Genomic DNA, 21,511 nt, shown 5'->3' with positions numbered 1-21,511 from the left:
GTGGCGCAGGGTGCCAAGAAGACGGCCGCGCAGGTCGCGGTCGTGGTGGTGCTCGCCGCGGCGGTCACCGCGTTCCTCGCCGTGGCGGCCGTCCGGCACGGCTTTTTCGACCTCAAGGTCTACTACGGCGCGCTGACCTGGTGGGTGCACGACGGCGGGGAGATCTACGACTTCCTCAAACCGGGCACCCAGTACGGCTTCACCTACCCGCCGTTCGCCGCGCTGGTCATGGTGCCGATGGCGTACCTGCCGTGGACCGCCGCGATCATCGTGAGCGTGTCGGCAAGTGTGGTCACCACCACGCTGCTGATCTGGTGGCTGGTAGACCCGATCGCCCGCCGCGCAGGCTGGACGCGCTGGTTTGCCCTGGCCGTGGCACTCTGCCTGGCCGCCGCCTTCGAGCCGATGCGGGAAACCGTCAACTTCGGCCAGGTCAACACACTGCTGCTCTTCCTGGTGGCGGTGGACCTGCTGCGGCTCCTGCCGACCGGCAACCGGTGGGCGGGCGTGGGCATCGGCCTGGCCACGGCGATCAAACTGACCCCGGGCATCTTCATCGTCTACCTGCTGGTCACCGGGCGGTGGCGCGCGGCGCTGACCGCCAGCGGCACCGCAGCCGGTGTCACACTGCTGGCCGGGGCGCTCTTTCCGAACGCGTCGAGGGAGTTCTGGACCGAAGCGCTGTGGAACACCGGCCGGGTGGGCGAGCTTGCCTTCGTCTCCAACCAGTCGCTGCGCGGGGTGGTGGCCCGACTCGACCCGCAGCACCCGAGCACCCTGTTGTGGCTGCTGCTGGTGCTCGCGACCCTGGCGCTCTGGGCCTGGCGGTCCCGGGCCGCCGTCGCGGCCGGTGACGAGGCGACCGGCCTGGCGCTCACCGGCGCGGTGATGTGCCTGGTCAGCCCCGTCACCTGGGTGCACCACCTGGTCTGGTTGCTGCCCGCCCTGATCCTGCTCGTCGACAACGCGATGGCCGCGCCCGCAGGCCGCCGCAGGCGGGTCCTGCTTGTCGCCGCGACCATCGGGTACGCGCTGCTGATCAGCCGTACGGTGTGGTTCTGGGAGAAGGACTTCACAGGCGTCGACGGTTTCCTGGGCAGCAACGCGTACGTCTGGATCAGCCTCGCGCTGCTGGCCTTCCTGCCGATCCGCCGGTGGCTGACCCCACCCGGGTCAGCCGTCGAGGCGTCCGGCGTACCGCAGCTCGACCAGCCCGACCGGCCCACGCCCGCCGGCGAGCGGTACCTGATAGGTCGCCTGCTCACCGTCCGGTGACAACCCGGCCCGCTCGCAGAACCGGCGTGCCCGCACGTTGTCCGCCAGCACCCACAGTCGATAGTCGGTCCAGCCCCGCTCACCGAGCCCGGCCCGCGCGGCGGCGAACAGCGCAGCGGCCGTCCCGTCACCCCAGAACGCCGGCTCGACGTAGAGCGCCAGCACCTCGCCGACGGCCGGGTCCAGGTCGTCGCGGTCCTGGTTTCGACGGTACGGCCCGAACGTGGTGAAGCCGACGACCAGTCCGTCCGCCTCGCCGAGCAGCGTGGTGAACGGATGCTCCGGGTCGGCGGTGCCGACGGCACGGCGGCGCTGCGCCCAGGCCGCCACGTTCAGCCGTGCGAGCACCTCGTCCGGCATGAAACCGGCGTAACCCGCCTGCCAGCCGTGCACGTGCACCCGGGCAACCGCGTCGGCGTCGTCCGGCTCCTCACGGCGGATCGTCAGCATTGCACCGTTCTATGCCCAGTGACGGTCCGAGTCCACTTCCCGCACCGGCGTCGTACCCATGATTTAGGGTCGCCGACGATGGCCGCACTGGAATCACTCTCGCTCGCACAGGCCCGGCGCGTGGCGCTCGCAGCCCAGGGCTTCGCCGATCCGGCGCCTGCCGGCGTGCCCACACGCCGGCACCTGCGCCGGGTCCTCGACCGGGTCGGTCTGATCCAGATGGACTCGGTGAACGTGCTGCAACGCGCGCACTACATGCCGCTCTACAGCCGCCTCGGTCCGTACCCGACGACGATGCTCGACCAGGCCGCCTACCGCCGGCCGCGTGAGCTGTTCGAGTACTGGGGCCACGAGGCCTCGCTGGTCCCGGTCGGGCTGCACCCGCTGTTGCGCTGGCGGATGGCCCGCGCGCACAGCGAGTCCTGGGGAGGCATGCGACGCATCGCCGAGGAGCAGCCGGAGCTTGTCGCCTGGGTACGCGACGAGGTGGCCGCCCGTGGCCCGCTGACCGCCGCCGAGATCGAGCACGACGCGCCCCGCGAGACCGGCAACTGGGGGTGGAACTGGTCGGCAGTGAAGCGGGCGCTGGAGTTCCTGTTCTGGGCCGGCGAGGTGACCGCAGCCGAGCGCACCACGTCCTTCGCGCGCCGCTACGACCTGCCCGAGCGGGTCCTCCCGTCGGCCGTGCTGGCCGCGCCAACCCCGACCGACGCCGAGGCGTACCGGAGTCTGGTGGCCCTCGCCGCGCGCTCGCTGGGGGTGGCGGCCGAGCCGGAGTTGCGCGACTATTTCCGGCTGCCACTGGCCGGCGCCCGCCAGGCCATCGCGGAGCTGGCCGAGGCCGGTGAGCTGGTGCCGGTCACCGTCGCGGGTTGGCGACAGCCGGCCTGGCTGCACGCGTCGGCCCGACTGCCTCGCTGGGTTCGGGGCAACACGCTTGTCAGCCCCTTCGATCCCCTGGTCTGGGAGCGGGCCCGCACCGAGCGGCTCTTCGACTTCACCTACCGCATCGAGATCTACGTGCCGGCGCCGCAGCGGGTCCACGGCTACTACGTGCTGCCGTTCCTGCAGGGCGACCGGTTCACCGCCCGGGTCGACCTGAAGGCCGACCGTAAGGCGGGGGTGCTGCTGGTGCCGGCCGCGTGGGTCGAGCCGGGCGCCGACCCGGGGGAGACCTCGGTAGCCCTGGCGGCCGAGCTGTACCGGCTCGCCGACTGGCTGGGGCTGAGCGCGGTGGCACCGCCCGCAGCCGGCGATCTGGCGGGCCCGCTCACCGCCGCGTTGGCCGGCGTGTCCGGTGTACCGTGAGCGCGTGACGAGCGTTCCCGGACCGGTCGACCAGCCGAACCCCGCCCCCGGGGCGGTCCACACGGTGTCACCCGAAGCCGCAGGCCCGGTCACCCCGGGCGCCGCTGACCCGGCTGGTTGGCCGGCGGGTCCTCCGGCGGGCTACGGCTACCCGACACCTGAGCCGGACCGATTCACCCGGTTCGTGGTGCGGCTATACGAGCGTTCGCCGCGCTGGGCGGTGCCGTTGGCCGCAGTCGGTTGCGTCGCCGCAGGCATGGGCTATGCGCTGCTGAGCAACCCGACCCACGCGGACCCGGACGCCGCGCCGACCTGCCTGCTCAAGCTGACGACCGGGCTGGACTGTCCGGGCTGCGGTGGCACCCGAGCCCTCTGGTACGTGCTGCACGGCGACCTGCCGGCTGCTGCCCGGCACCATTTCCTGTTCGTCTTCGCGCTGCCGTTCCTGGCGTACCTCTTCGTCGCCTGGGCCGGCAACCAGGCGTTCGGCTGGCGGCTGCCCGAGCTGCGGATCAGTTCCAAGGTCATCGGCGGCTTCCTGGCCGCGTGGCTCGCCTTCTCGGTACTGCGGAACCTGCCCTGGGCCCCGTTCACCTCGTTCTACGTCTGACCTCCTCCAGGCGAGCCTGACCTCCCCGCCCGAGGGCGAGGTAGGAGCGTGCCGTGCCCCTGTCGAGCTGCCCCAGATGTGGGGCATGGGGGCGCTGCCCTGGTGCGGTGCCGGGCGTGGGGGCGTTGCTCGGGTGATGGAGGACGCGGGGCGCTGTCCTGGTGGTGGGGGCTACGGGCGCTGCCCTGGGTGGCGTGGAGCGCGGTGCTGCTTTAGCCGTGGAGCGCGTGGCACCCCTGCCCTGGTAGTTATAGGGACGCGGCGCTGCTCCAACGGTCGAGGGGCGCGCACCGCTGCCTCTGTGGGTATGAGGCGCGGCGGCCCTCCTCTGGTGGCAGAGGGGAGCAGGCCGCTGCCGTGGTCGTGTGGGGTGAGGCGGCATCGCCCGGCATCGACCCGGACATCCCCAGCGCGCGTCATGGGGTGCTTGCCTAGTGGTGTGGGACGCAGGGCACGGCATCTCGTTGCAGCGGCCCGGCCCGGCGCGGCCCGGCGCGGCCCGGCCCGGCGCGGCCCGGCCCGGCGCGGCCCGGCCCGGCCCGGCGCGGCCCGGCCCGGCGCGGCCCGGCGCGGCCCGGCCCGGCGCGGCGCGGCCCGGCGCGGCCTGGCCCAGCGCGGCGCGGATCGCGGGGCGCCTGCCCCACATCTGGGGCAGCTCTACAGGCAGGCGCAGGCCAGCACCACGGTGGCCCGCCGATGGTGGTTGAGGTGGGACGGCGCGCTCACCCAGCACCTCATCGGGTCCGGGCCGAGTGGTTCGCGCTGAGCCCACCGGGGCCCAGAGAGGCCCGAGGGCCGGCGGGGGACAGCGGGGTTCGGCGGGGGGATAGCGGGGGTCGGCGGGGGACAGTGGGCGCAGTGGGGCACAGTGGGCTCGCGGACCGTGCGGCGTCTGCCCCACATCTGGGGCAGCTCTACAGGGAGTCGGGGAGGTGTCGGGGGTCGGCGGGGCACGGCGGGCTTGTCGAGACCTTTGACACGTATGGCCCCACTGGTTCGGGAAGCGTCGGTGATTGGGCTGCGGCTGGGCGGTTTCTGCACCGCGAGCCCGAGTTGGGCGCGGGGCCGCCGACGATTACAGTCCCAGGCATGCCGGAGATGGTGCAGCCCCAGGTCAAGTTGATCGCGTGGACCCAGTTCGCGGCCCCGGACGACGTGCCGTGGTCGACCGACGCCGAGGGCGGCCAGGCGCTCGCCGAGTTCGCCGGTCGCGCCTGCTACCAGTCGTGGAAGAAGCCGAACCCGGCGACCGCCACCAATGCCGGCTACCTGGCGCACATCCTCGAGGTCGGGCACCTGAGTGTGCTGGAGCACGGCTCGGTCACGTTCTACTTCACCGGGGTCTCCCGCTCCTTCACCCACGAGCTGATCCGGCACCGGCACTTCTCGTACTCCCAGCTCTCCCAGCGCTACGTCCCCGAGCGGGACGCGGCAATGGTCGAGCCTGCGGTGATCGCCGAGGACCCGGAGCTGCACAAGCGCTTCACCGAGGCCGCCGAGGCGAGCGTGCGGGCGTACACCGAGCTGCTGGAGGGCCTGGAGCAGCGGTTCTCCGACGAGCCGAACCCGACGCTGCGCCGCAAGCAGGCCCGGCAGGCGGCCCGCGCGGTGCTGCCCAACGCAACCGAGACCCGGATCGTGGTCACCGGCAACTACCGGGCGTGGCGGCACTTCATCGCGATGCGGGCCACCGAGCACGCCGACGTGGAGATCCGCGAGCTGGCCGTGGAGTGCCTGCGCCAGTTGCAGGGGGTCGCCCCGAACGTCTTCGCCGACTTCGTGATCTCCACGCTGCCGGACGGCACCGAGGTCGCGGCCAGCCCGCACGAGGCGTCCTGAGCCCTTCCCCGGCTGGCCCCGGTCGGTCGTCCGCTAGGTTGGAAGCTATGACGCACGACCACCCCGACACCGCCGCCCGCGCGGTGTCCCGCCCCTTCGGGCGGTTGCTCACAGCCATGGTGAGCCCGCTCACCCCCGACGGCTCGCTCGACCTCGACGGCGCCGCCCGGCTGGCGACTCACCTGGTCGACGAGCAGGGCAACGACGCGCTTGTCATCAACGGCACCACCGGCGAGTCGCCGACCACCACCGACGCGGAGAAGGAACGCCTGATCCGGGCCGTCGTGGAGGCCGTCGGCGACCGCGCCAAAGTGGTCGCCGGGGTCGGCACCAACGACACCCGGCACACCATCGAACTCGCCGCCGCCGCCGAGAAGGCCGGCGCGCACGGTCTCCTGGTGGTCACGCCGTACTACAACAAGCCGCCGCAGAGCGGGCTGCTGCGGCACTTCACCGCGGTCGCCGACGCCACCGGTCTGCCGGTGATGCTGTACGACATCCCGCACCGCTCCGGCGTACCGATCGAAACCGAGACGCTGGTCCGGCTCGCCGAGCACGGCCGGATCGTCGCGGTCAAGGACGCCAAGGGCGACCTGACCGCCACCAGCTGGGTGACCAGCCGGACCGCCCTCGCGTTCTACAGCGGCGAGGACGCCCTCACCCTGCCGGCGCTCGCCGTCGGCAGCGTGGGCGTGGTCGGCACCTCGACGCACTTCACCGGGGCGCTGACCGTACAGATGATCGAGGCGTACGACGCGGGGGACATGCCGACCGCGCTTGCCCTGCACCGGAGGCTGCTGCCGCTGTTCACCGGCGTCTTCCGTACCCAGGGCACCATCCTGGTGAAGGCGGGCCTGGCGTCGCTCGGCCTGCCTGCCGGCCCGGTGCGACCCCCGCTCGTGGACGCCACCGAAAACGAGATCGCCCAGCTGCGCGCGGACTTCGCGGCAGCGGGCCTGGAGCTGCCTGAATGATGAAACGACACGACGGGCGCCGCACAACGGCGTCGCAGAATGAGGTGGACGCGTGACCGAGGCGCACATCGAGGCGGAACTGCCCCCGCCGCTGCCGGAAGGGGGCCTGCGAATCATCCCGCTCGGCGGGCTCGGCGCCATCGGTCGGAACATGACCGTCTTCGAGTACGACGGCAAGCTGCTGATCGTCGACTGCGGGGTGCTCTTTCCCGACGTCGAACAGCCGGGCGTGGACCTGATCCTGCCCGACTTCGGGCCGATCCTGGACCGGCTGGCCGACGTACAGGCGATCGTGCTGACCCACGGGCACGAGGACCACATCGGCGCGGTGCCGTACCTGCTCGCCCACAAACCCGACATCCCGCTTGTCGGCTCGCAGTTCACCCTCGCGCTTGTCGAGGCGAAGCTGGCCGAGCGGCGCATCCAGCCGTACACGCTCACAGTGCGGGAGGGCGGCCGGGAGCGGCTCGGCCCGTTCGAGTGCGAGTTCTTCGCCGTCAACCACTCGATTCCGGACGCGCTCGCCGTGGCCATCCGTACCCCAGCGGGTCTGGTGCTGCACACCGGCGACTTCAAGATGGACCAGCTGCCGCTGGACGGCCGGATCACCGACCTGGCCGGCTTCGCGCGGCTCGGCGCCGAGGGCGTCGACCTGCTGCTGTCCGACTCGACGAACGCGGAGATCCCCGGCTTCGTCACCCCGGAGCGGGAGATCGGGCCGGTACTCGACTCGATCTTCGCGAAGGCCAAGGGCCGGATCATCGTGGCGTCGTTCGCCTCGCACGTGCACCGGGTGCAGCAGGTCTTCGACTCCGCAGCCGAGCACGGCCGCAAGGTCGCGCTGATCGGCCGGTCCATGGTCCGCAACATGGGCATCGCCCGGGACCTCGGCCTGCTCAACATCCCGGCCGGCCTGGTCATCGGGATCGACGAGGCGACCACGTTGCCCCCCGACCAGATCGTGCTGATGTCCACCGGTTCGCAGGGCGAGCCGATGAGCGCGCTGGGCCGGATGGCAAGCGGCGACCACCGGCACATCACCATCGCGCCCGGCGACACCGTCGTGCTCGCGTCGTCGCTGGTTCCGGGCAACGAGACATCGGTCTACCGGGTCATCAACCGGCTGGCCCGGGCCGGCGCCGTGGTGGTGCACAAGGACGTCGCCAAGGTGCACGTCTCCGGGCATGCCCCGGCCGGTGAGCTGCTCTACCTGCTCAACGTCGTCCGTCCGAGCAACCTGATGCCGGTGCACGGCGAGTGGCGGCACCTGCGCGCACACGCCCGCCTCGGTATCGAGTCGGGCGTCGCCCCGGACCGGGTGGTGATCTGCGAGGACGGCGACGTCGTCGACCTGGTCGAGGGCCGCGCCAGCCTGGTGGGGCACGTCAAGAGCCGGTACGTCTACGTCGACGGCCTCGCCGTGGGCGACGTCAGCGAGTCGCTGCTCACCGAGCGGCGGATCCTCGGTGACGGCGGCTTCATCGCCACCACAGTGGTCGTCGACTCGGTCACCGGCAAGGTGGTCGCCGGTCCGACGCTTTCGGCGAAGGGCTTCTCGGAGGACCCGGAGGCGTTCAACCCGGTGATCCCGCTGGTCACCGAGGCGCTCAACCGGGCGGCCGCGGATGGCATCACCGACCCGCACCAGCTCCAGCAGATCGTCCGGCGGACCGTGGGGCGGTGGGTCAACGACGCGTACCGGCGTCGGCCCATGATCGTGCCCACAGTCGTCGAGGTCTGACAGAACGTCCGACCGGGCCGGTCACCGACGTCCCCCGTGGATGTCGGTGACCGGCCCGGACCGTGTGCGGCGCGCGATCCGCCTCAGCCTCGGAACAGGCGGCGCTGGAGCGCCACCAGTCCAACCCCGAGGGCCAGCAGCGCCGCGCCGACCAGGCCGAACGTGCTGCTGGACGCACCGGTGCGGGCCAGTTCCGGGGCGTTCGTGGGAGACGTGCTCGGCGTGGTCGGCGTGGCGGTCGGACTGGCCGGCGGCGGGGTGGTGGCGCCGGCACCGGATCCACCGGCACCGTTCAGACGGAGCGTCACTGAGGTGTCCTTGTTGGTGTAGCGGTTGCTGGGGGCGAGCGACAACGTGACGGTCCTGGTGCCCCCGGTGACAGCCAGCCGCACGTCGAAGCTGTCGGTCGCGCCGTCGGCGATCGTTCGCAGCCGCAGGATCTCGCAGCCCACGCCGTCCATTCGTCCACTGTCGGAGCACGCTGGCGCGGTCACCCGTACCCCGGCCGGCGTGGTGATGTTCAACGAGTAACCGCCGATGGCGAAGGCTCCGGTGTTCGTGACCCGTACCCGCACCGTGGTCGACCCGTTGACGACCGGCGAGGCGGTCGCCCGCAGTCGCAGTGAGGTCTTGTCCGGCCAGTTGATCCGGAAGTCGGAGAACTGATCGGTGACCCCGGCAGCGTCCCGGCCGGCGACCGAGCCCCACGCTTTCACCCCGAAGACCGGCTTCGCGGCCGACGACGTGACCGTCAGCCGGTACTTCCGGCTACCTTCGGGTGCCAGTTCAACACCGCCGCAGAGCCAGGTCCTGTCCGCGCCGTCGACGGTCCGGCAGTCCCCGACCGTCGTCAGGCGGACATTCGGTGGGAGGCGGAGCACGAAGAAGCCCTTCGCCGCCGTCCGACCCACATTCTTGACGTCGACCTCCAGCGGAGAGGACGGGCGCCAGGGGTCGCCGCTGAGGAAGACGAGGTCCCCTCGGGCCAAGATCGTCGCCTGTGGGGCGGCGGCGGTCACGGCCGGCTCTGCTGTCGACGTCGGCACAGGCGCAGGCCCGGCGACGGCCGGGGCGGCGAGGACGGGTAGGTAGAGCGCGGCGGCGAGAACGCCGAGAACGAGTGGACGCCTCATGACGGCTCCCAGATGGTTGCGGTGGGTGACGGCTGTACCACGTCCGCCCTCCGGTCCCGGTTGCGCACTGTCGGATGCTGTATTTCCCGCCTCGCCCCGCAACCGTTGAGGCCCCTCGCGGGTCAGGGCAGCGCGGCGACAGCCCCGGCGTACGCCACGCCGGTGGCGATCGCGGCGTCCACGAGGACCCTGAGCTGAGCCGGGGCCACCCCGTGAGCCAGGTCGGTGGCCACGTCCCCGGCCAGCACGATCTCCGAACCGAGGTCGTGCGCGTACGCCTTGGGCAGCAGCCGGTCATGGTTCCACGCGTTGCAGAAGGCGTACGCCTCGGAGCGGCGCGTGGCCGGCAACCGGCGCGCGGCCATCGCCCGGGCATGCAGCACCTCGCCGCGCTCGCCGGCCCGGCGGAACTGGATCTCGGCGTCACCCCACCGGCCGACCACAGCGCCACCCTCGTCCACCAGGTACTGATCGCCGCGCCGGTCCAGGGCCGCGGTGATCAGATCAACGGTGAGCGTCGTCAGCTCTTCGTCAACAGGCCCGGTGGGCCCGGTGTCGGTGGGCCGGACACCCGCCTGACCGACGCCGTCCGGGACGGTGTCGGGCTCGTCGAGACGCTCGTCGTCGAAAGGCAGCGGGACCGGTGCGGCGAGGGGCCGCTCGGCGAGCCATGCGGCGATCCGACCGGAGTGGTGACCGGTGCCGTTGCGGGCGTCGAAGCTTCCCGCCAGTTCGCTTGCCATGCCGAGCAGCAGCGCGCCGAGGGCGGCGACGTCGAGGTCGGCGGCTGAGCGCTCGCCGTACGCCGGGCGGTGGATCTTCCGGCCCCCGAGGCCGGCGTCCCCGGCCATGGCACAGACCAGCGCCCCGGCGGCGGCGAACTCCATCGCCGCGTGATCGTCGCTGGGTCGGTCCAATCGGGGCAGTTGCTCGGCGAGGATGGCCAGGCCGCGTTCGAGGTGGCCGCCGAGCGCGCAGAACCTCAGGTGCGTGGCGAGGTGCGGGAACGCCGCGGGTTCCCGCCGGTGCCTCCGGTACGCCCGTACGTGTGCCGCTGCGGCCCTGCTCGGATCACCGGCGCGCAGTTCGGGCAGCAGCCCGGCGACGAGCGAGCGTTCGGGCTGGTCGGTGCAGTCGTCCGCGTCGGTGGGAGGCTGGCGCAGCTCGGTGAGCGCGGCGTGCCACTCACCCCAGCCCGCGAGCAGTTCGGCACGGCGGGCCGGGGCACAGCCCGCGCAGCCACCGGACGGGCCGGGACGCGTACCCGCCCACCGCTCGAAGAAGTGGCGGGCGGTGGGTTCGTCACCGAGGTGGTCGGCGATCCGGCAGCGCAGCTCGGCGACGGTCGGCGCGTCGGGGCCGTCGGCTCCCACCCGCCGCGCCAGATCGTCGAGCAGGGCGCGGGTCTGGTCCAGCCCGACCCGGGGGGTGCCGAGCAGCGCCTCCACCGCGTACCGCTGGTAGCGCAGCAGCAGCGCAGCCTCCGCGGAGGTGAGCAGCCCCGGGTGGTGGTCGGTGGCGGCCAGGCAGCGCCGTACCGGCTCGACAAGCCGCCACCGCTCGCCGTGCAGCAGGTACGCCTCGATCAGCGCGATCCGGGCGTCCACGGCGGACCGGACGTCGCCCGCGGCGTCGGCCTGCTCGGCGACCCGTTCCAGGGCGGCCAGCCGGACCGGCCCGTCAGGCAGGTCCCGGGCGTCGACGAGTGCTGCCACCAGCGCTGCGACCCGGCGGGGTGCGAGCCGGTCACCGGCGTACGGCACGCCGGGCGGGTCGGTACGGCTGCCGGTGGCCTCGTCCCGGCCGGTCATGCCGACACCGCGCCGGGCAGTCGGCCGACCGCCACGGCGAGCTGGCACCCGGCCGTGATGCCGCAGTTCAGCAGTTGGTCGAGTTGGTGCGGCGTCACCCCACGCTCCAGGTCGGTGACGACCTCGCCGTAGACCTGGGCCCGTCCGTCGTCGTCGACGTGCACGAACGCCTTGGGCCAGAGCCGGTCGTGGTTCCACGAGTTGCAGAAGGCATGCAGGGAAGGCACCCGCTCGATGTCGAAGGTGGGCGTGACCATGGTGCGGACCTGTAACAGCTCGCCGTCGGCGCCGAGGCGCAGGAACCAGATGAGATTGTCGTCGAAGCGGCCCACCAGATCGCCGTTGACGGTTGCGCCGACCGACAGAGCCCGCGCGGCGAGCACAGCGGCGACCAGTTCGCCGGTCAGCGGGCGCAGCGCGCCGGGGTGCCCGGCCAACGGATCGTCCTCGATTCCCGGCGACGCCATCGGGCATCCCTTCTGAGGCGGATATCACGACCGGCGGCGGGGTTCGTGTTGCGACGCGCGGACACGACCCGTAAAAGCGGCGTTCTGCCCGGCCCCACCGTTACCGTGACTCTATGGCGGGCCGTACCCCTCAGGCGAGTCGCCGACGCGGCGCGTCGCCGCGCGGTGGCACCAACAGTCGTGCCCGTCAACCGGCGAAGAAGACCCGGGCGCCCGTCCGGCGGCGCACTGTGGCCGCCCGGCCGGGCCCGGCTGTCTACGTGGGTCGTGCTGTCGGTGCACTGTGGATGGGGCTTGCCCACGGGATGGGGTGGGCGGTGCGGGCCGCTGGCCGGCAGGCCGCCTCTGCCCGCGACCTTGATCCGGAGCACCGCCGCGACGGCGCGGGGCTGCTGCTGTTCGGGCTGGCTCTGCTCACTGCCGTGGCGCTCTGGCTGTCGGGGGCCGGCCCGGTGGGGACGCGCCTGGCCGACACGATCCGGCTGTTCCTGGGTGCGATCTCCGTGGTGGTGCCGGTGCTGCTGATGATCGGCGCGTGGCGGCTCATGCGTCAGCCGGCCGACCCGGAGCACCGGGGTCGTGGCCTCATCGGCTGGGGCTCGCTGCTGGTGTCGACAGCCGCGCTGCTCCAGATCGGCCAGGACCCGAGCGACCCGCAGCAGCGCGACTTCGCCGGGGGCCTGGTCGGGGCGGGCGTCGGTGGTCTGCTGGAGCGCGCTGTCACCGCCTGGGTGGCGGTGCCGCTGCTGGTCCTGCTGCTGCTCTTCGGCCTGCTCGTGGTGACCGCGACACCGATCAACAAGATTCCCGAGCGGTTGGGTCTGCTCGCCGGTGGCCTGGTCACCCCGTCGGACGTGGTCGTCGGTGAGGAGACCGACGAGCCAGCCGTGCGGCCGGCTCGCAAGCGGCCCGCGAAGCGGATGCCGCCGCCGCTGGACCCGGACGACTTCGACGACATGGAGGGTGTCGACCTCCAGGAGACGGTGGTGCTGCCGCGCAAGGCACCGGCGAAGGTGCCTGCCAGCCGCAAGCCGGCCGAGCCGCCGGAGCACTCGCCCCCGCCGACCCGGGCCGAGCAGCTCGCGCTGACCGGCATGGCCGGCGACTACACACTGCCGCCGGCGAACATGCTCAGCGCCGGCGCCGCCGCGAAGACCCGCAGCAAGGCCAACGACGAGGTGATCGCCGCGCTGACCGGCGTGTTCGACCAGTTCGACGTGGACGCGGCTGTCACCGGCTTCACCCGGGGGCCGACTGTCACCCGCTACGAGGTGGAGTTGGGGCACGGGGTCAAGGTCGAGCGGATCACCCAGCTGTCCCGCAACATCGCGTACGCGGTGAAGTCGCCGGACGTACGGATCCTCAGCCCGATCCCGGGCAAGAGCGCGGTCGGTGTGGAGATCCCGAACACCGACCCGGAGAACGTCGCGCTCGGCGATGTGCTGCGCTCACGGGCGGCGACCAGTGACCACCATCCGATGGTGGTGGCGCTCGGCAAGGACATCGAGGGCGGCTACGTGGTGGCCAACCTCGCCAAGATGCCGCACATCCTCATCGCCGGTGCCACCGGCGCCGGCAAGTCGTCATGCCTCAACTCGCTGCTGGTGTCCATCCTCACCCGGGCCACGCCGGACGAGGTGCGGCTGCTGCTGATCGACCCGAAGCGTGTCGAGATGACCGGCTACGAGGGCATCCCGCACCTGGTCACCCCGATCGTGACGAACGCCAAGAAGGCTGCGGACTCGCTGGACTGGGTCGTCCGCGAGATGGACATGCGCTACGACGACCTCGCGGCCAACGGGGTTCGGCACATCGACGACTTCAACCGCAAGGTCCGCAACGGCGAGATCAAGGCCCCGCCGGGCAGCGAACGGGAGATGCGCCCGTACCCGTACCTGCTGGTGATCGTGGACGAGTTGGCGGACCTCATGATGGTCGCGCCGCGCGACGTGGAGGACTCGGTCGTCCGGATCACCCAGTTGGCCCGGGCCGCAGGCATCCACCTGGTGCTCGCCACGCAGCGGCCCTCGGTCGACGTGGTGACCGGTCTGATCAAGGCGAACGTGCCGTCCCGGCTGGCGTTCGCGACCTCGTCGCTCGCGGACTCGCGGGTCATCCTGGACCAGCCGGGCGCGGAGAAGCTGCTCGGCCGGGGCGATGGGCTCTTCCTGCCGATGGGCGCGTCGAAGCCGGTACGGATCCAGGGGGCCTGGGTCACCGAGGGCGAGATCGCCGACGTGGTGAAGTTCTGCAAGGACCAGCGCGAGCCCGAGTTCCGCCCGGACGTGCTGGCCCCCGCCCAGGAGAACAAGAAGAAGATCGACGAGGACATCGGCGACGACCTCGACCTGCTGGTGCAGGCGGTGGAGCTGGTGGTCACCTCACAGTTCGGCTCGACGTCGATGCTTCAGCGCAAGCTGCGGGTGGGCTTCGCGAAGGCGGGTCGCCTGATGGACCTGATGGAGACCCGGGGCGTTGTCGGGCCGTCCGAGGGCTCGAAGGCGCGCGACGTGCTCGTCAAGCCGGACGAGCTGGAGGAGGTCCTGTCCGGCCTGCGTGGCGACGTGGACTGATCCGGGCACGCCGGCCGGACGACGTGCACGCCCGGCCGGGAAAAACAAGACGGGCCCGCCGCTGGTCGGCGGGCCCGCGAAAGACCTGAGCTCAGTTGTTGATCAGCGCGCCGATGATCACCAGGCTGATCACCGCGGCGACGACGCTCGCCACAGCGGCGTACCAGCCCAGCGGCTTGTCGCCGAGCACAGCGCCGACGACGCCCGCGATCACACCGAGCACGCCGAAGATGATCGGATTGAGCAGCAGTGCGAGAACCGCGAAGACGAAGCCCACGATGGTGAGGATCCGGGCGGCGTTGCTGCGCGGGCGGGCGGTGCTGGGCATGTCGGCCATGTCTGCCTCCGGTTGAGAGCTTGCTGTGCTCCAGTTGAGAGCCTGTTGGGACAGATCGAGCACTACCCGCTTCGGGTGTCGATCACGCATGTTTCGGACGGCAGTTCAGTGGAAGAACTTCAGGCCGACCACGCCCGACACCACAAGCAGGAGGCAGAGAAGCCGGGGCAGGCTCGCCGACTCGCCGAGCGCCAGCATCCCGACCAGAGCGGTGCCCACCGCGCCGATGCCGACCCAGACCGCGTATCCGGTGCCGACCGGGATCTCCCGCAGCGCGTACGACAGCCCGCCCATGCTCAGCACGAGGGTCACCACGAACACCACTGACGGGACGAGCCGGCTGAACCCGGCGCTTCGGTCCAGGGCGATCGCCCAGGCGGTTTCCAGCAGTCCCGAGATCACCAGCACCAGCCAGGCCATCGTTCACCTCACGGAGGGGGCCGGGCTGTCGCGCCCGGACGAGTCGGATGTGCACGTCACGCGGGGCGTCTTGGCCTGACCGGGTACGCCCACCACTCGTCCGGAGCGACCCTCGGGCGTCCCGGGGTCACCGACACCGACGCTAGCACCGGCCCCGACGGCCGGTCGGTGACTCCCGCCACGGCCGGTTGACCTGTACCTCACTTCAACTTGCACGATGGCGACCATGACCCTGCTGTACGCCGACTCCGAGGTCGCCGCCGCGCTGGACGCCAGCACCACCGTCGACGCCATGCGCGCCGCCCTGGTGGCCGCGTACGAGGGACGGCTGGTCGCCCCACCACGGGCCGCCGCCCCGCTCGGTGGAGGGCGGCTGATGTTCACCGCGGGGCACCTGGTCGACGAGTGGTACGGCTTCCGCTCGTACGACACCTTCGGACACCCGGAGGGCGAGCAGTTGGTGGTGCTGCACGACGCCCACACCGGCGCCGTCCGGGCCGTGGCGGTCGGCGAGGAGCTGGGATCCCGACGTACCGGTGGGTTGGGTGGTGTCGCCGTCGACGCCCTGGCCCGACCGGACGCGGCGACAGTTGGCGTGATCGGCTCCGGCCGGCAGGCGTGGACCCAGGTGTGGGCGACCGCCGCCGTACGCCCGCTGCGCGAGGTGGTGGTGCACAGCCGCTCGGCAGCCCGGCGGGACGCCTTCGCCGCCCGGGTCCGCGCCGAACTGGGCGTGCCGGCCCGCCCGGTCGCCGACCCTGGCGCGGCGGTGCGTGGGCGCGACGTTGTGGTGCTCGCCACCACGAGCGTGACCCCGGTGCTGCGCGCCGCCGACCTGAGCCCCGGCACACACGTCAACGCTGTCGGCTTCAAGCAGCGCGACCGCAGCGAGTTCGGCACCGACCTGCTGGACGTCGCCGAGCTGCTGGTCACCGACTCGCCGGCCCAGGCGGCCGACTACCGGCCGCCGATGCTCGCCGCCGAACCCCCGTACACCCGGCGGTTGCGCGACCTGGGCGGGATCGTTGCCGGCGCGGTAGCCGGCCGGACCTCGGCGGACCAGGTCTCCGTCTTCTGCTCCACAGGGTTGGCCGGCACCGAGGTCTTCCTGCTCGACGCGCTGACCCGGGTCCCGGTTGCCACCCGCTGACGGGGTCGTGGGCGCCGGCAGCGACCGCACCGCGCCGGACGGGCGGTCGGCCCGCGTGCGTGGGCTTCCCCGGTCGGCCCGGTACCCTCGGATGGTGTCTGCCACCTCCCCTTCCGCTGCCGAGGGCCGCCGTGTAGCCCTGCTCACCCTGGGCTGTGCCCGCAACGAGGTCGACTCGGAGGAGCTGGCCGCCCGGCTGCACGCCGACGGCTGGCAGGTCACCACCGACGGCGAGGGCGCTGACGTGGTGGTCGTCAACACCTGCGGCTTCGTGGAGAAGGCCAAGCAGGACTCGATCCAGACCCTGCTGGCCGCCGCCGGCACGGGCGCCAAGGTGGTGGCCGCCGGCTGCATGGCCGAGCGGTACGGCAAGGAGTTGGCCGACAGCCTCCCCGAGGCGCAGGCGGTGCTGAGCTTCGACGACTACCCGGAGATCGGCGCGCGGCTGAACGCCGTCGTCGCCGGCGAGCAGGTCACCTCGCACACTCCCCGGGACCGCCGCGAGCTGCTGCCGCTGACCCCGGTCAAGCGACGCGACTCCGCCGTGTCGCTGCCCGGGCACGGCACCGTGGCCCGTACGGCCGTCGACACCGACGAGCACACCCCGGCGCACCTGCGTCAGGTGCTGCGCCGTCGACTGGACACCGGCCCGGTGGCCTCGCTGAAGCTCGCCAGCGGCTGCGACCGCCGCTGCGCGTTCTGCGCCATCCCCGCGTTCCGTGGGGCGTTCGTCTCACGGACGCCCGACGAGCTGCTCGCCGAGGCGGAGTGGCTTGCCAAGACCGGTGTACGGGAGTTGGTGCTGGTAAGCGAGAACTCGACGTCGTACGGCAAGGACCTGGGCGACCCCCGGGCACTGGAGAAGCTGCTGCCGCAGCTCGCCGCGGTGTCCGGCATCGTGCGGGTGCGGGTGAGCTACCTCCAGCCGGCCGAGACCCGGCCCGGCCTGGTCGAGGCGATCGCGGGTACGCCGGGCGTGGCCCCGTACTTCGACCTGTCGTTCCAGCACTCCAGCGAGCCGGTGCTGCGCCGGATGCGCCGCTTCGGCTCCACTGACCGTTTCCTGGAGCTGCTGGCCGGCGCCCGCGCGTTGGCCCCGGAGGCGGGTGCGCGGAGCAACTTCATCGTCGGCTTCCCCGGCGAGACGCGCGCCGACGTCGACGAGCTGGTCCGCTTCCTGACCGAGGCCCGGCTGGACGCGATCGGCATGTTCGACTACAGCGACGAGGACGGCACCGAGGCCGCCGGGCTGCCCGGCAAGGTGTCCGCGGCGACCATCAAGCGGCGGTACGACAGGCTCAGCGCGCTTGCCGACGAGCTCTGCTCGCAGCGGGCCGAGGATCGCCTCGGCTCGACCGTCGAGGTGCTCGTCGACTCGATCGTCGACGGTGTGGTGGAGGGTCGGGCGGCGCACCAGGCCCCGGAGGTGGACGGCTCCACCACGCTCGTCGCCCCGGCCGACGGAGGGGTCGACCTGGCCGCGTTGCGCCCGGGTGACCTGGTCCGTGCCACGGTGACCGGCACCGAAGGGGTGGATCTGCTCGCGGTGCCGGATGAGATGATCTCGGCGGCGCCCGGCGCGGCACGGTGACGGCGGGGCCGAGCGGAGCGGGGGAGCCAGGTGGCGCGATACCGGGAACGCCACGGCGACCCGAGCGGGGCGAGGCGGTGACCGGGGTGACGGAGTCGACGCCGCCCCGGGTGGTGCCGCAGGTGCCCGTGCTCAACGCCGCGAACGCCCTGACCGCGCTGCGGCTGGTGCTGGTGCCGGTCTTCGCCGCGTCGGTGATCATGTCCGGGATGACGCACGCCGGCTGGCAGATGGCGGCGTGCCTGATCTTCGCGGTGGCCTCGGCGACCGACCTGGTGGACGGCTGGATCGCCCGCCGGTTCGGGCTGGTGACCTCGGTCGGCAAGGTGGCCGACCCGATCGCCGACAAGGCGCTCACCGGCGCGGCCCTGGTGCTGCTCTCCTGGTACGACAGGCTGCCCTGGTGGGTGACCGCGCTGATCCTCGCCCGTGAGGTGGGCATCACAGGGCTGCGGTTCTGGGTGATCCGGCACGGCGTGATCGCGGCCAGCCGGGGCGGCAAGCTCAAGACCGCGCTGCAGACCCTGGCCATCGCCTGGTACCTCTGGCCGATGCCCGCAGGCCTGGCCGACGTCGGTCCCTGGATCATGGCCGGAGCGGTAGTGGTGACGGTGGCGACAGGCTTCGACTACATAGCCCAGGCCCTCCGCCTCCGCCGCTGACACCGACCTGCGTCGTCGATCATGGAACCTCGGCGTGGCCGGGCGACACCTTCATGGTCGACGCGGCCGTCGCAGAGGGTTGGGCTGGGGCTGGTAGGGAAGGACGGAGTTCATGGCGCGGGATTCTGAAGAGTCGGCGGGTAGTCCCGCGGCGGGTGTCGTCCACAGTCTGGCGCAGCGGCACGAGACCCTCGCCACCGTCGAGTCGCTCACCGGTGGCCTGCTCGCCGCCTCGATCGTGGAGATCGCCGGGGTCAGCGGGGTCTACCAGGGCGGGCTCGTGGTCTACGCCACCGAGCTGAAGGCCACGCTGGCCGGCGTACCCGACGATCTGCTGGCCGAGCGCGGCCCGGTCGACCCGGACGTGGCTGCCGCGCTCGCGGAGGGCGGCCGGCGGCGCTGCGGCGCGGACTGGGGTATCGCCACGACCGGGGTGGCCGGCCCGGAGCCGCAGGACGGCAAGCCCGTCGGCCTGGTCTACGTGGCTGTCGCCGGGCCGAACGGCGGCGAGGTCCGCGAACTCGACCTGGACGGCGGGCGCGACCACGTCCGCTCGGCCGCCGTGGTGGCGGCGCTGCGGCTGCTCGCCGAGCGGATCCACGCCGCCGACGAAGCCGCTCGGGACGGGCTGGAAGCCGCTGACGCGGCGCGCCGATGAGTCGATCCGTCCGAACCGACAGGCGGGGTGGGATGTCGCCGGGCCCCGCACCGGGTACGGTTGCGGGAAGGCTCCGACGCTCGGGGTCGGTGCGGTCCGCCGCGACCGGCTGCCCAGCGCCGGGCGAGAGGTATCCCTCAGGGGGAGGTGCGATGGTCCTACTGCGCCGAGTCATCGGTGACGCACTGCGGGCGCGCCGGCAGGGGCAGCAGCGCACATTGCGCGAGGTGTCCACCGCCGCCAACGTCAGCCTTGGTTACCTCTCCGAGATCGAACGCGGGCACAAGGAGCCGTCCAGCGAGCTGCTCGCCGCCATCTGTGACGCCCTCGGTGCCCGCCTGTCCGAGCTGCTGCGTGAGGTGAGCGACACCGTGGCGCTCGCCGAACAGATGCCCGAGGTGCTCGTCGGAATGGCCAACGAGCCGGCCGATGCCACGCCCGTGGGCGCGGGGGCCGCCGTCGGCAAGAGGTCCAACCGGGCCGTGCGCCAGGTCAGCTCCGATGGCAAGGTCGCCGTTTCGGTACGGCAGGACTCGCCGCTGCGGGCCACACTGCGCAGCACGCGGGTGCGTCCCACCGAGCGCGACCGCGATGTGGTCTGCGCCGCCTGAGTCATCAGTCCGGTTGACCATGGGCGAGGTGGCGCGGGCCGCGTAGGGTGGCCGGCAGGAGCCGCCGGTGCCCGTCGACCGTCCGGTACGGATGCCACGTCGGCGTCCGACTGGGACGATGGAGATCGGCCGGGTCGCGGTCGGTCGGTCCATCCGACCTGACCGTGGCGGAACGACGCTACTGAGGGGATACCGCGGAGATGGCGAACCCGTTCGTCAAGGGTTGGAACTACCTGATGGCGCTCTTCGGCGCCAAGATCGACGAGCACGCCGATCCCAAGGTGCAGATCCAGCAGGCCATCGAGGATGCCCAGCGGCAGCACCAGGCACTGGTCCAGCAGGCTGCCGCCGTGATCGGCAACCAGCGCCAGCTGGAGATGAAGCTGTCCCGGCAGATGTCCGAGGTCGAGCGGCTGCAGGGCAACGCCCGGCAGGCCCTCGTGCTTGCCGACCAGGCCCGCGCCAAGGGCGACGAGGCCGAGGCGTCGCGGTTCGAGCAGTCCGCACAGACACTCGCCAGCCAGCTGGTCTCCGCCGAGCAGGCCACCGAAGACCTGAAGACCCTGCACGACCAGGCCCTCGGCGCGGCAGCGCAGGCCCGCCGTGCGGTCGAGAACAACTCGATGATCCTTCAGCAGAAGCTCGCCGAGCGCACCAAGCTGCTCAGCCAGCTGGAGCAGGCCAAGATGCAGGAGACGGTCGCCCACTCGCTGGAGTCGATGTCGTCGCTGACCGCTCCGGGCAACACCCCGTCCCTGGACGAGGTGCGCGACCGCATCGAGCGGCGGTACGCCAACGCCATGGGCCGCGCGGAGCTGGCCGGCAATTCGGTCGAAGGCCGGATGTTGGAGATCCAGAAGGCGACAATCGACTCGGCGGGCTCGGCCCGGCTGGAGCAGATCCGCTCCAGCATGGCGGGGGAGCAGCTCGGTGGCTCCGCGCAGCGCCCGGCCGTGTCGCAGGGCGAAGCGGCAGGTTCGGCGACCCCGGCCGGTGACCCGGCCGCCGCCGCCCGGCTGGACGAGCTGCGCGCCAGCATGGCCCGCGAGCGGGGCACCGGCGACCCGACCGCCGCCGGTTGAACGACCGGCCCGAGGAGGTCACGGTGGCAGACGAGCGGACGCGGTACTTCCGTCGGCTGAGTCGGCTGCGCCGATCGGCCCGACGGTGGAGCGTATTCGCCGGTGGGCTCGGCGGCGCGGCAGCGGTGCTGACGCCGTACGCCGGCCTCGGTCTGCCGGACGCGGCCTGGGCCGGCGCCGCGGGCAGTGCGGTGGCGCTGGCCGCCTGGCGTTGGCTCGACCTGCGTGCGCTCGCCGCCCAGCCCGCGCCCCCTGCCCTGAACCCGGCCGAGGCCGCGGCCCGGTCCCGTGCCCGGCTGGTGGCCGCCGTCGAGCGACTGCCGGTCGGCTCGGGCCTGCTGGCCGAGGCCCGGCGGGTCCGCAACCGGGTCGCCCTGCGCGGCACCACCGCCGGGCAGCACTGGTCACGACTCGACAGGGCCTCGCTGACCCTCGCCGGGATGGCGCCGCGGCTCACCGGGCTGGCCGAACCCGCCGTGCTGGAGGCCGCCGACGCGGACCGGTCGCTACGCGAACTCGCCGAGCGGGCGGCGAGCGTCGAACGCGCGCTGCGCCTCGCCCCGACCGACGCCCGCGCGTCGCTCACCGAGGCGCACCGCACGCTTACCGCCCAGCTGGAGAGCGGCGTGGCGGCCTACGAGCGGCTCGTGGTCGCCGCCGCCGGCTACCTCGCCGAGGACGCCCGACCGGAGCCCACCCATCCGGCCGCCGACAGGCTCACCGAGGCCACCGACCTGCTGCACGGCGTGGCCTCGGCCCTGGCCGAGTTGCGCGCCGTCGACCGTCCGCTGCGCGCGCCCACCCGCTGAGCCGAGCCCA

The 21,511-nt window shown here is 72.5% G+C and carries 21 protein-coding genes and 1 riboswitch; of the genes, 15 read left to right on the top strand and 6 right to left on the bottom strand.

From position 1 onward, the window contains the following. Positions 1–1,275, top strand: a complete 1,275-nt coding sequence (locus tag ACLQ23_RS13710) for a glycosyltransferase family 87 protein (protein ID WP_425880710.1) — start codon at positions 1–3, stop codon at positions 1,273–1,275. Here ACLQ23_RS13710 and ACLQ23_RS13705 read toward each other — a convergent pair. After that, positions 1,174–1,725 carry a GNAT family N-acetyltransferase gene (locus ACLQ23_RS13705; protein WP_053656397.1) on the bottom strand — a complete coding sequence of 184 codons (552 nt, stop codon included), beginning with the start codon at positions 1,723–1,725 and terminating at the stop codon, positions 1,174–1,176. The two genes, ACLQ23_RS13710 and ACLQ23_RS13705, sit on opposite strands and share 102 nt — an antisense overlap. Before the next feature lie 78 nt (positions 1,726–1,803). Between ACLQ23_RS13705 and ACLQ23_RS13700 the strand changes: the two genes are divergently transcribed. The 6 genes from ACLQ23_RS13700 to ACLQ23_RS13675 all read left to right on the top strand — a co-directional run bounded on the left by ACLQ23_RS13700 (position 1,804) and on the right by ACLQ23_RS13675 (position 8,197). Next, positions 1,804–3,033, top strand: a complete 1,230-nt coding sequence (locus tag ACLQ23_RS13700; protein WP_167945411.1) for a winged helix-turn-helix domain-containing protein — start codon at positions 1,804–1,806, stop codon at positions 3,031–3,033. Positions 3,034–3,037: 4 nt separating this feature from the next. Continuing rightward, the gene (locus ACLQ23_RS13695) at positions 3,038–3,643 is read left to right on the top strand and encodes a DUF2752 domain-containing protein (RefSeq protein ID WP_425735608.1); all 606 of its coding nucleotides are present in this window, start codon (positions 3,038–3,040) and stop codon (positions 3,641–3,643) included. A 439-nt stretch (positions 3,644–4,082) separates the two neighbouring features. After that, the gene (locus tag ACLQ23_RS13690) at positions 4,083–4,409 is read left to right on the top strand and encodes a hypothetical protein (protein ID WP_425735609.1); all 327 of its coding nucleotides are present in this window, start codon (positions 4,083–4,085) and stop codon (positions 4,407–4,409) included. Between the two features lie 332 nt (positions 4,410–4,741). After that, entirely contained in the window at positions 4,742–5,482 is a 741-nt protein-coding gene (gene thyX, locus ACLQ23_RS13685; RefSeq protein WP_053656418.1) for an FAD-dependent thymidylate synthase, read from the top strand. 47 nt (positions 5,483–5,529) lie between these two features. Then, the gene (gene dapA, locus ACLQ23_RS13680) at positions 5,530–6,456 is read left to right on the top strand and encodes a 4-hydroxy-tetrahydrodipicolinate synthase (protein ID WP_355597052.1); all 927 of its coding nucleotides are present in this window, start codon (positions 5,530–5,532) and stop codon (positions 6,454–6,456) included. Positions 6,457–6,508: 52 nt separating this feature from the next. After that, entirely contained in the window at positions 6,509–8,197 is a 1,689-nt protein-coding gene (locus ACLQ23_RS13675) for a ribonuclease J (protein WP_355597050.1), read from the top strand. Between the two features lie 83 nt (positions 8,198–8,280). Here ACLQ23_RS13675 and ACLQ23_RS13670 read toward each other — a convergent pair whose 3' ends face one another. The 3 genes from ACLQ23_RS13670 to ACLQ23_RS13660 form a co-directional block, all read right to left on the bottom strand. Beyond that, a complete protein-coding gene (locus ACLQ23_RS13670; protein WP_355628529.1) occupies positions 8,281–9,330 on the bottom strand; it encodes an LPXTG cell wall anchor domain-containing protein in 1,050 nt (349 codons plus the stop codon). Positions 9,331–9,452: 122 nt separating this feature from the next. Next, positions 9,453–11,141, bottom strand: coding sequence for a YbjN domain-containing protein (locus ACLQ23_RS13665; protein WP_425880709.1), 1,689 nt, complete (start codon positions 11,139–11,141; stop codon positions 9,453–9,455). After that, complete coding sequence (locus tag ACLQ23_RS13660) at positions 11,138–11,608, bottom strand: YbjN domain-containing protein (RefSeq protein ID WP_425880708.1); 471 nt, start codon at positions 11,606–11,608, stop codon at positions 11,138–11,140. Before ACLQ23_RS13660 ends, ACLQ23_RS13665 begins: the two co-directional genes overlap by 4 nt. Before the next feature lie 113 nt (positions 11,609–11,721). Here ACLQ23_RS13660 and ACLQ23_RS13655 point away from each other — a divergent pair, with 113 nt between their 5' ends. Next, positions 11,722–14,181, top strand: a complete 2,460-nt coding sequence (locus tag ACLQ23_RS13655; RefSeq protein ID WP_053656382.1) for an FtsK/SpoIIIE family DNA translocase — start codon at positions 11,722–11,724, stop codon at positions 14,179–14,181. A gap of 91 nt (positions 14,182–14,272) precedes the next feature. Here the strand turns inward: ACLQ23_RS13655 and ACLQ23_RS13650 are convergent, their stop codons facing one another. Then, positions 14,273–14,518: a hypothetical protein gene (locus tag ACLQ23_RS13650; protein ID WP_053656380.1), complete on the bottom strand. Its 246-nt coding sequence runs from the start codon at positions 14,516–14,518 to the stop codon at positions 14,273–14,275. A gap of 105 nt (positions 14,519–14,623) precedes the next feature. Beyond that, entirely contained in the window at positions 14,624–14,938 is a 315-nt protein-coding gene (locus ACLQ23_RS13645) for a DMT family transporter (RefSeq protein ID WP_053656379.1), read from the bottom strand. A 59-nt stretch (positions 14,939–14,997) separates the two neighbouring features. Continuing rightward, positions 14,998–15,062, bottom strand: a riboswitch (guanidine-III (ykkC-III) riboswitch). Positions 15,063–15,164: 102 nt separating this feature from the next. Between ACLQ23_RS13645 and ACLQ23_RS13640 the strand changes: the two genes are divergently transcribed. The 7 genes from ACLQ23_RS13640 to pspM all read left to right on the top strand — a co-directional run bounded on the left by ACLQ23_RS13640 (position 15,165) and on the right by pspM (position 21,501). Continuing rightward, entirely contained in the window at positions 15,165–16,088 is a 924-nt protein-coding gene (locus ACLQ23_RS13640; RefSeq protein ID WP_082377499.1) for an ornithine cyclodeaminase family protein, read from the top strand. 91 nt (positions 16,089–16,179) lie between these two features. Beyond that, on the top strand, positions 16,180–17,679 hold the full coding sequence (rimO, locus tag ACLQ23_RS13635; protein ID WP_053656414.1) for a 30S ribosomal protein S12 methylthiotransferase RimO: 1,500 nt from the start codon (positions 16,180–16,182) through the stop codon (positions 17,677–17,679). Between the two features lie 77 nt (positions 17,680–17,756). Beyond that, positions 17,757–18,341 carry a CDP-diacylglycerol--glycerol-3-phosphate 3-phosphatidyltransferase gene (gene pgsA / locus ACLQ23_RS13630; protein ID WP_053656374.1) on the top strand — a complete coding sequence of 195 codons (585 nt, stop codon included), beginning with the start codon at positions 17,757–17,759 and terminating at the stop codon, positions 18,339–18,341. A gap of 112 nt (positions 18,342–18,453) precedes the next feature. Continuing rightward, entirely contained in the window at positions 18,454–18,999 is a 546-nt protein-coding gene (locus ACLQ23_RS13625) for a CinA family protein (RefSeq protein WP_167945408.1), read from the top strand. Between the two features lie 152 nt (positions 19,000–19,151). Beyond that, positions 19,152–19,610: a helix-turn-helix domain-containing protein gene (locus ACLQ23_RS13620; protein ID WP_053656370.1), complete on the top strand. Its 459-nt coding sequence runs from the start codon at positions 19,152–19,154 to the stop codon at positions 19,608–19,610. Between the two features lie 200 nt (positions 19,611–19,810). Further along, entirely contained in the window at positions 19,811–20,692 is an 882-nt protein-coding gene (locus tag ACLQ23_RS13615; protein WP_167945407.1) for a PspA/IM30 family protein, read from the top strand. Between the two features lie 23 nt (positions 20,693–20,715). After that, positions 20,716–21,501, top strand: coding sequence for a phage shock envelope stress response protein PspM (gene pspM / locus ACLQ23_RS13610; protein WP_053656412.1), 786 nt, complete (start codon positions 20,716–20,718; stop codon positions 21,499–21,501). Positions 21,502–21,511: the final 10 nt, after the last annotated feature.

Source organism: Micromonospora sp. DT41, from assembly GCF_049841715.1.
In the GTDB taxonomy this organism is placed as follows: Bacteria; Actinomycetota; Actinomycetes; order Mycobacteriales; family Micromonosporaceae; genus Micromonospora; species Micromonospora profundi.
This window is presented reverse-complemented; position numbering and strand designations above follow the sequence as displayed.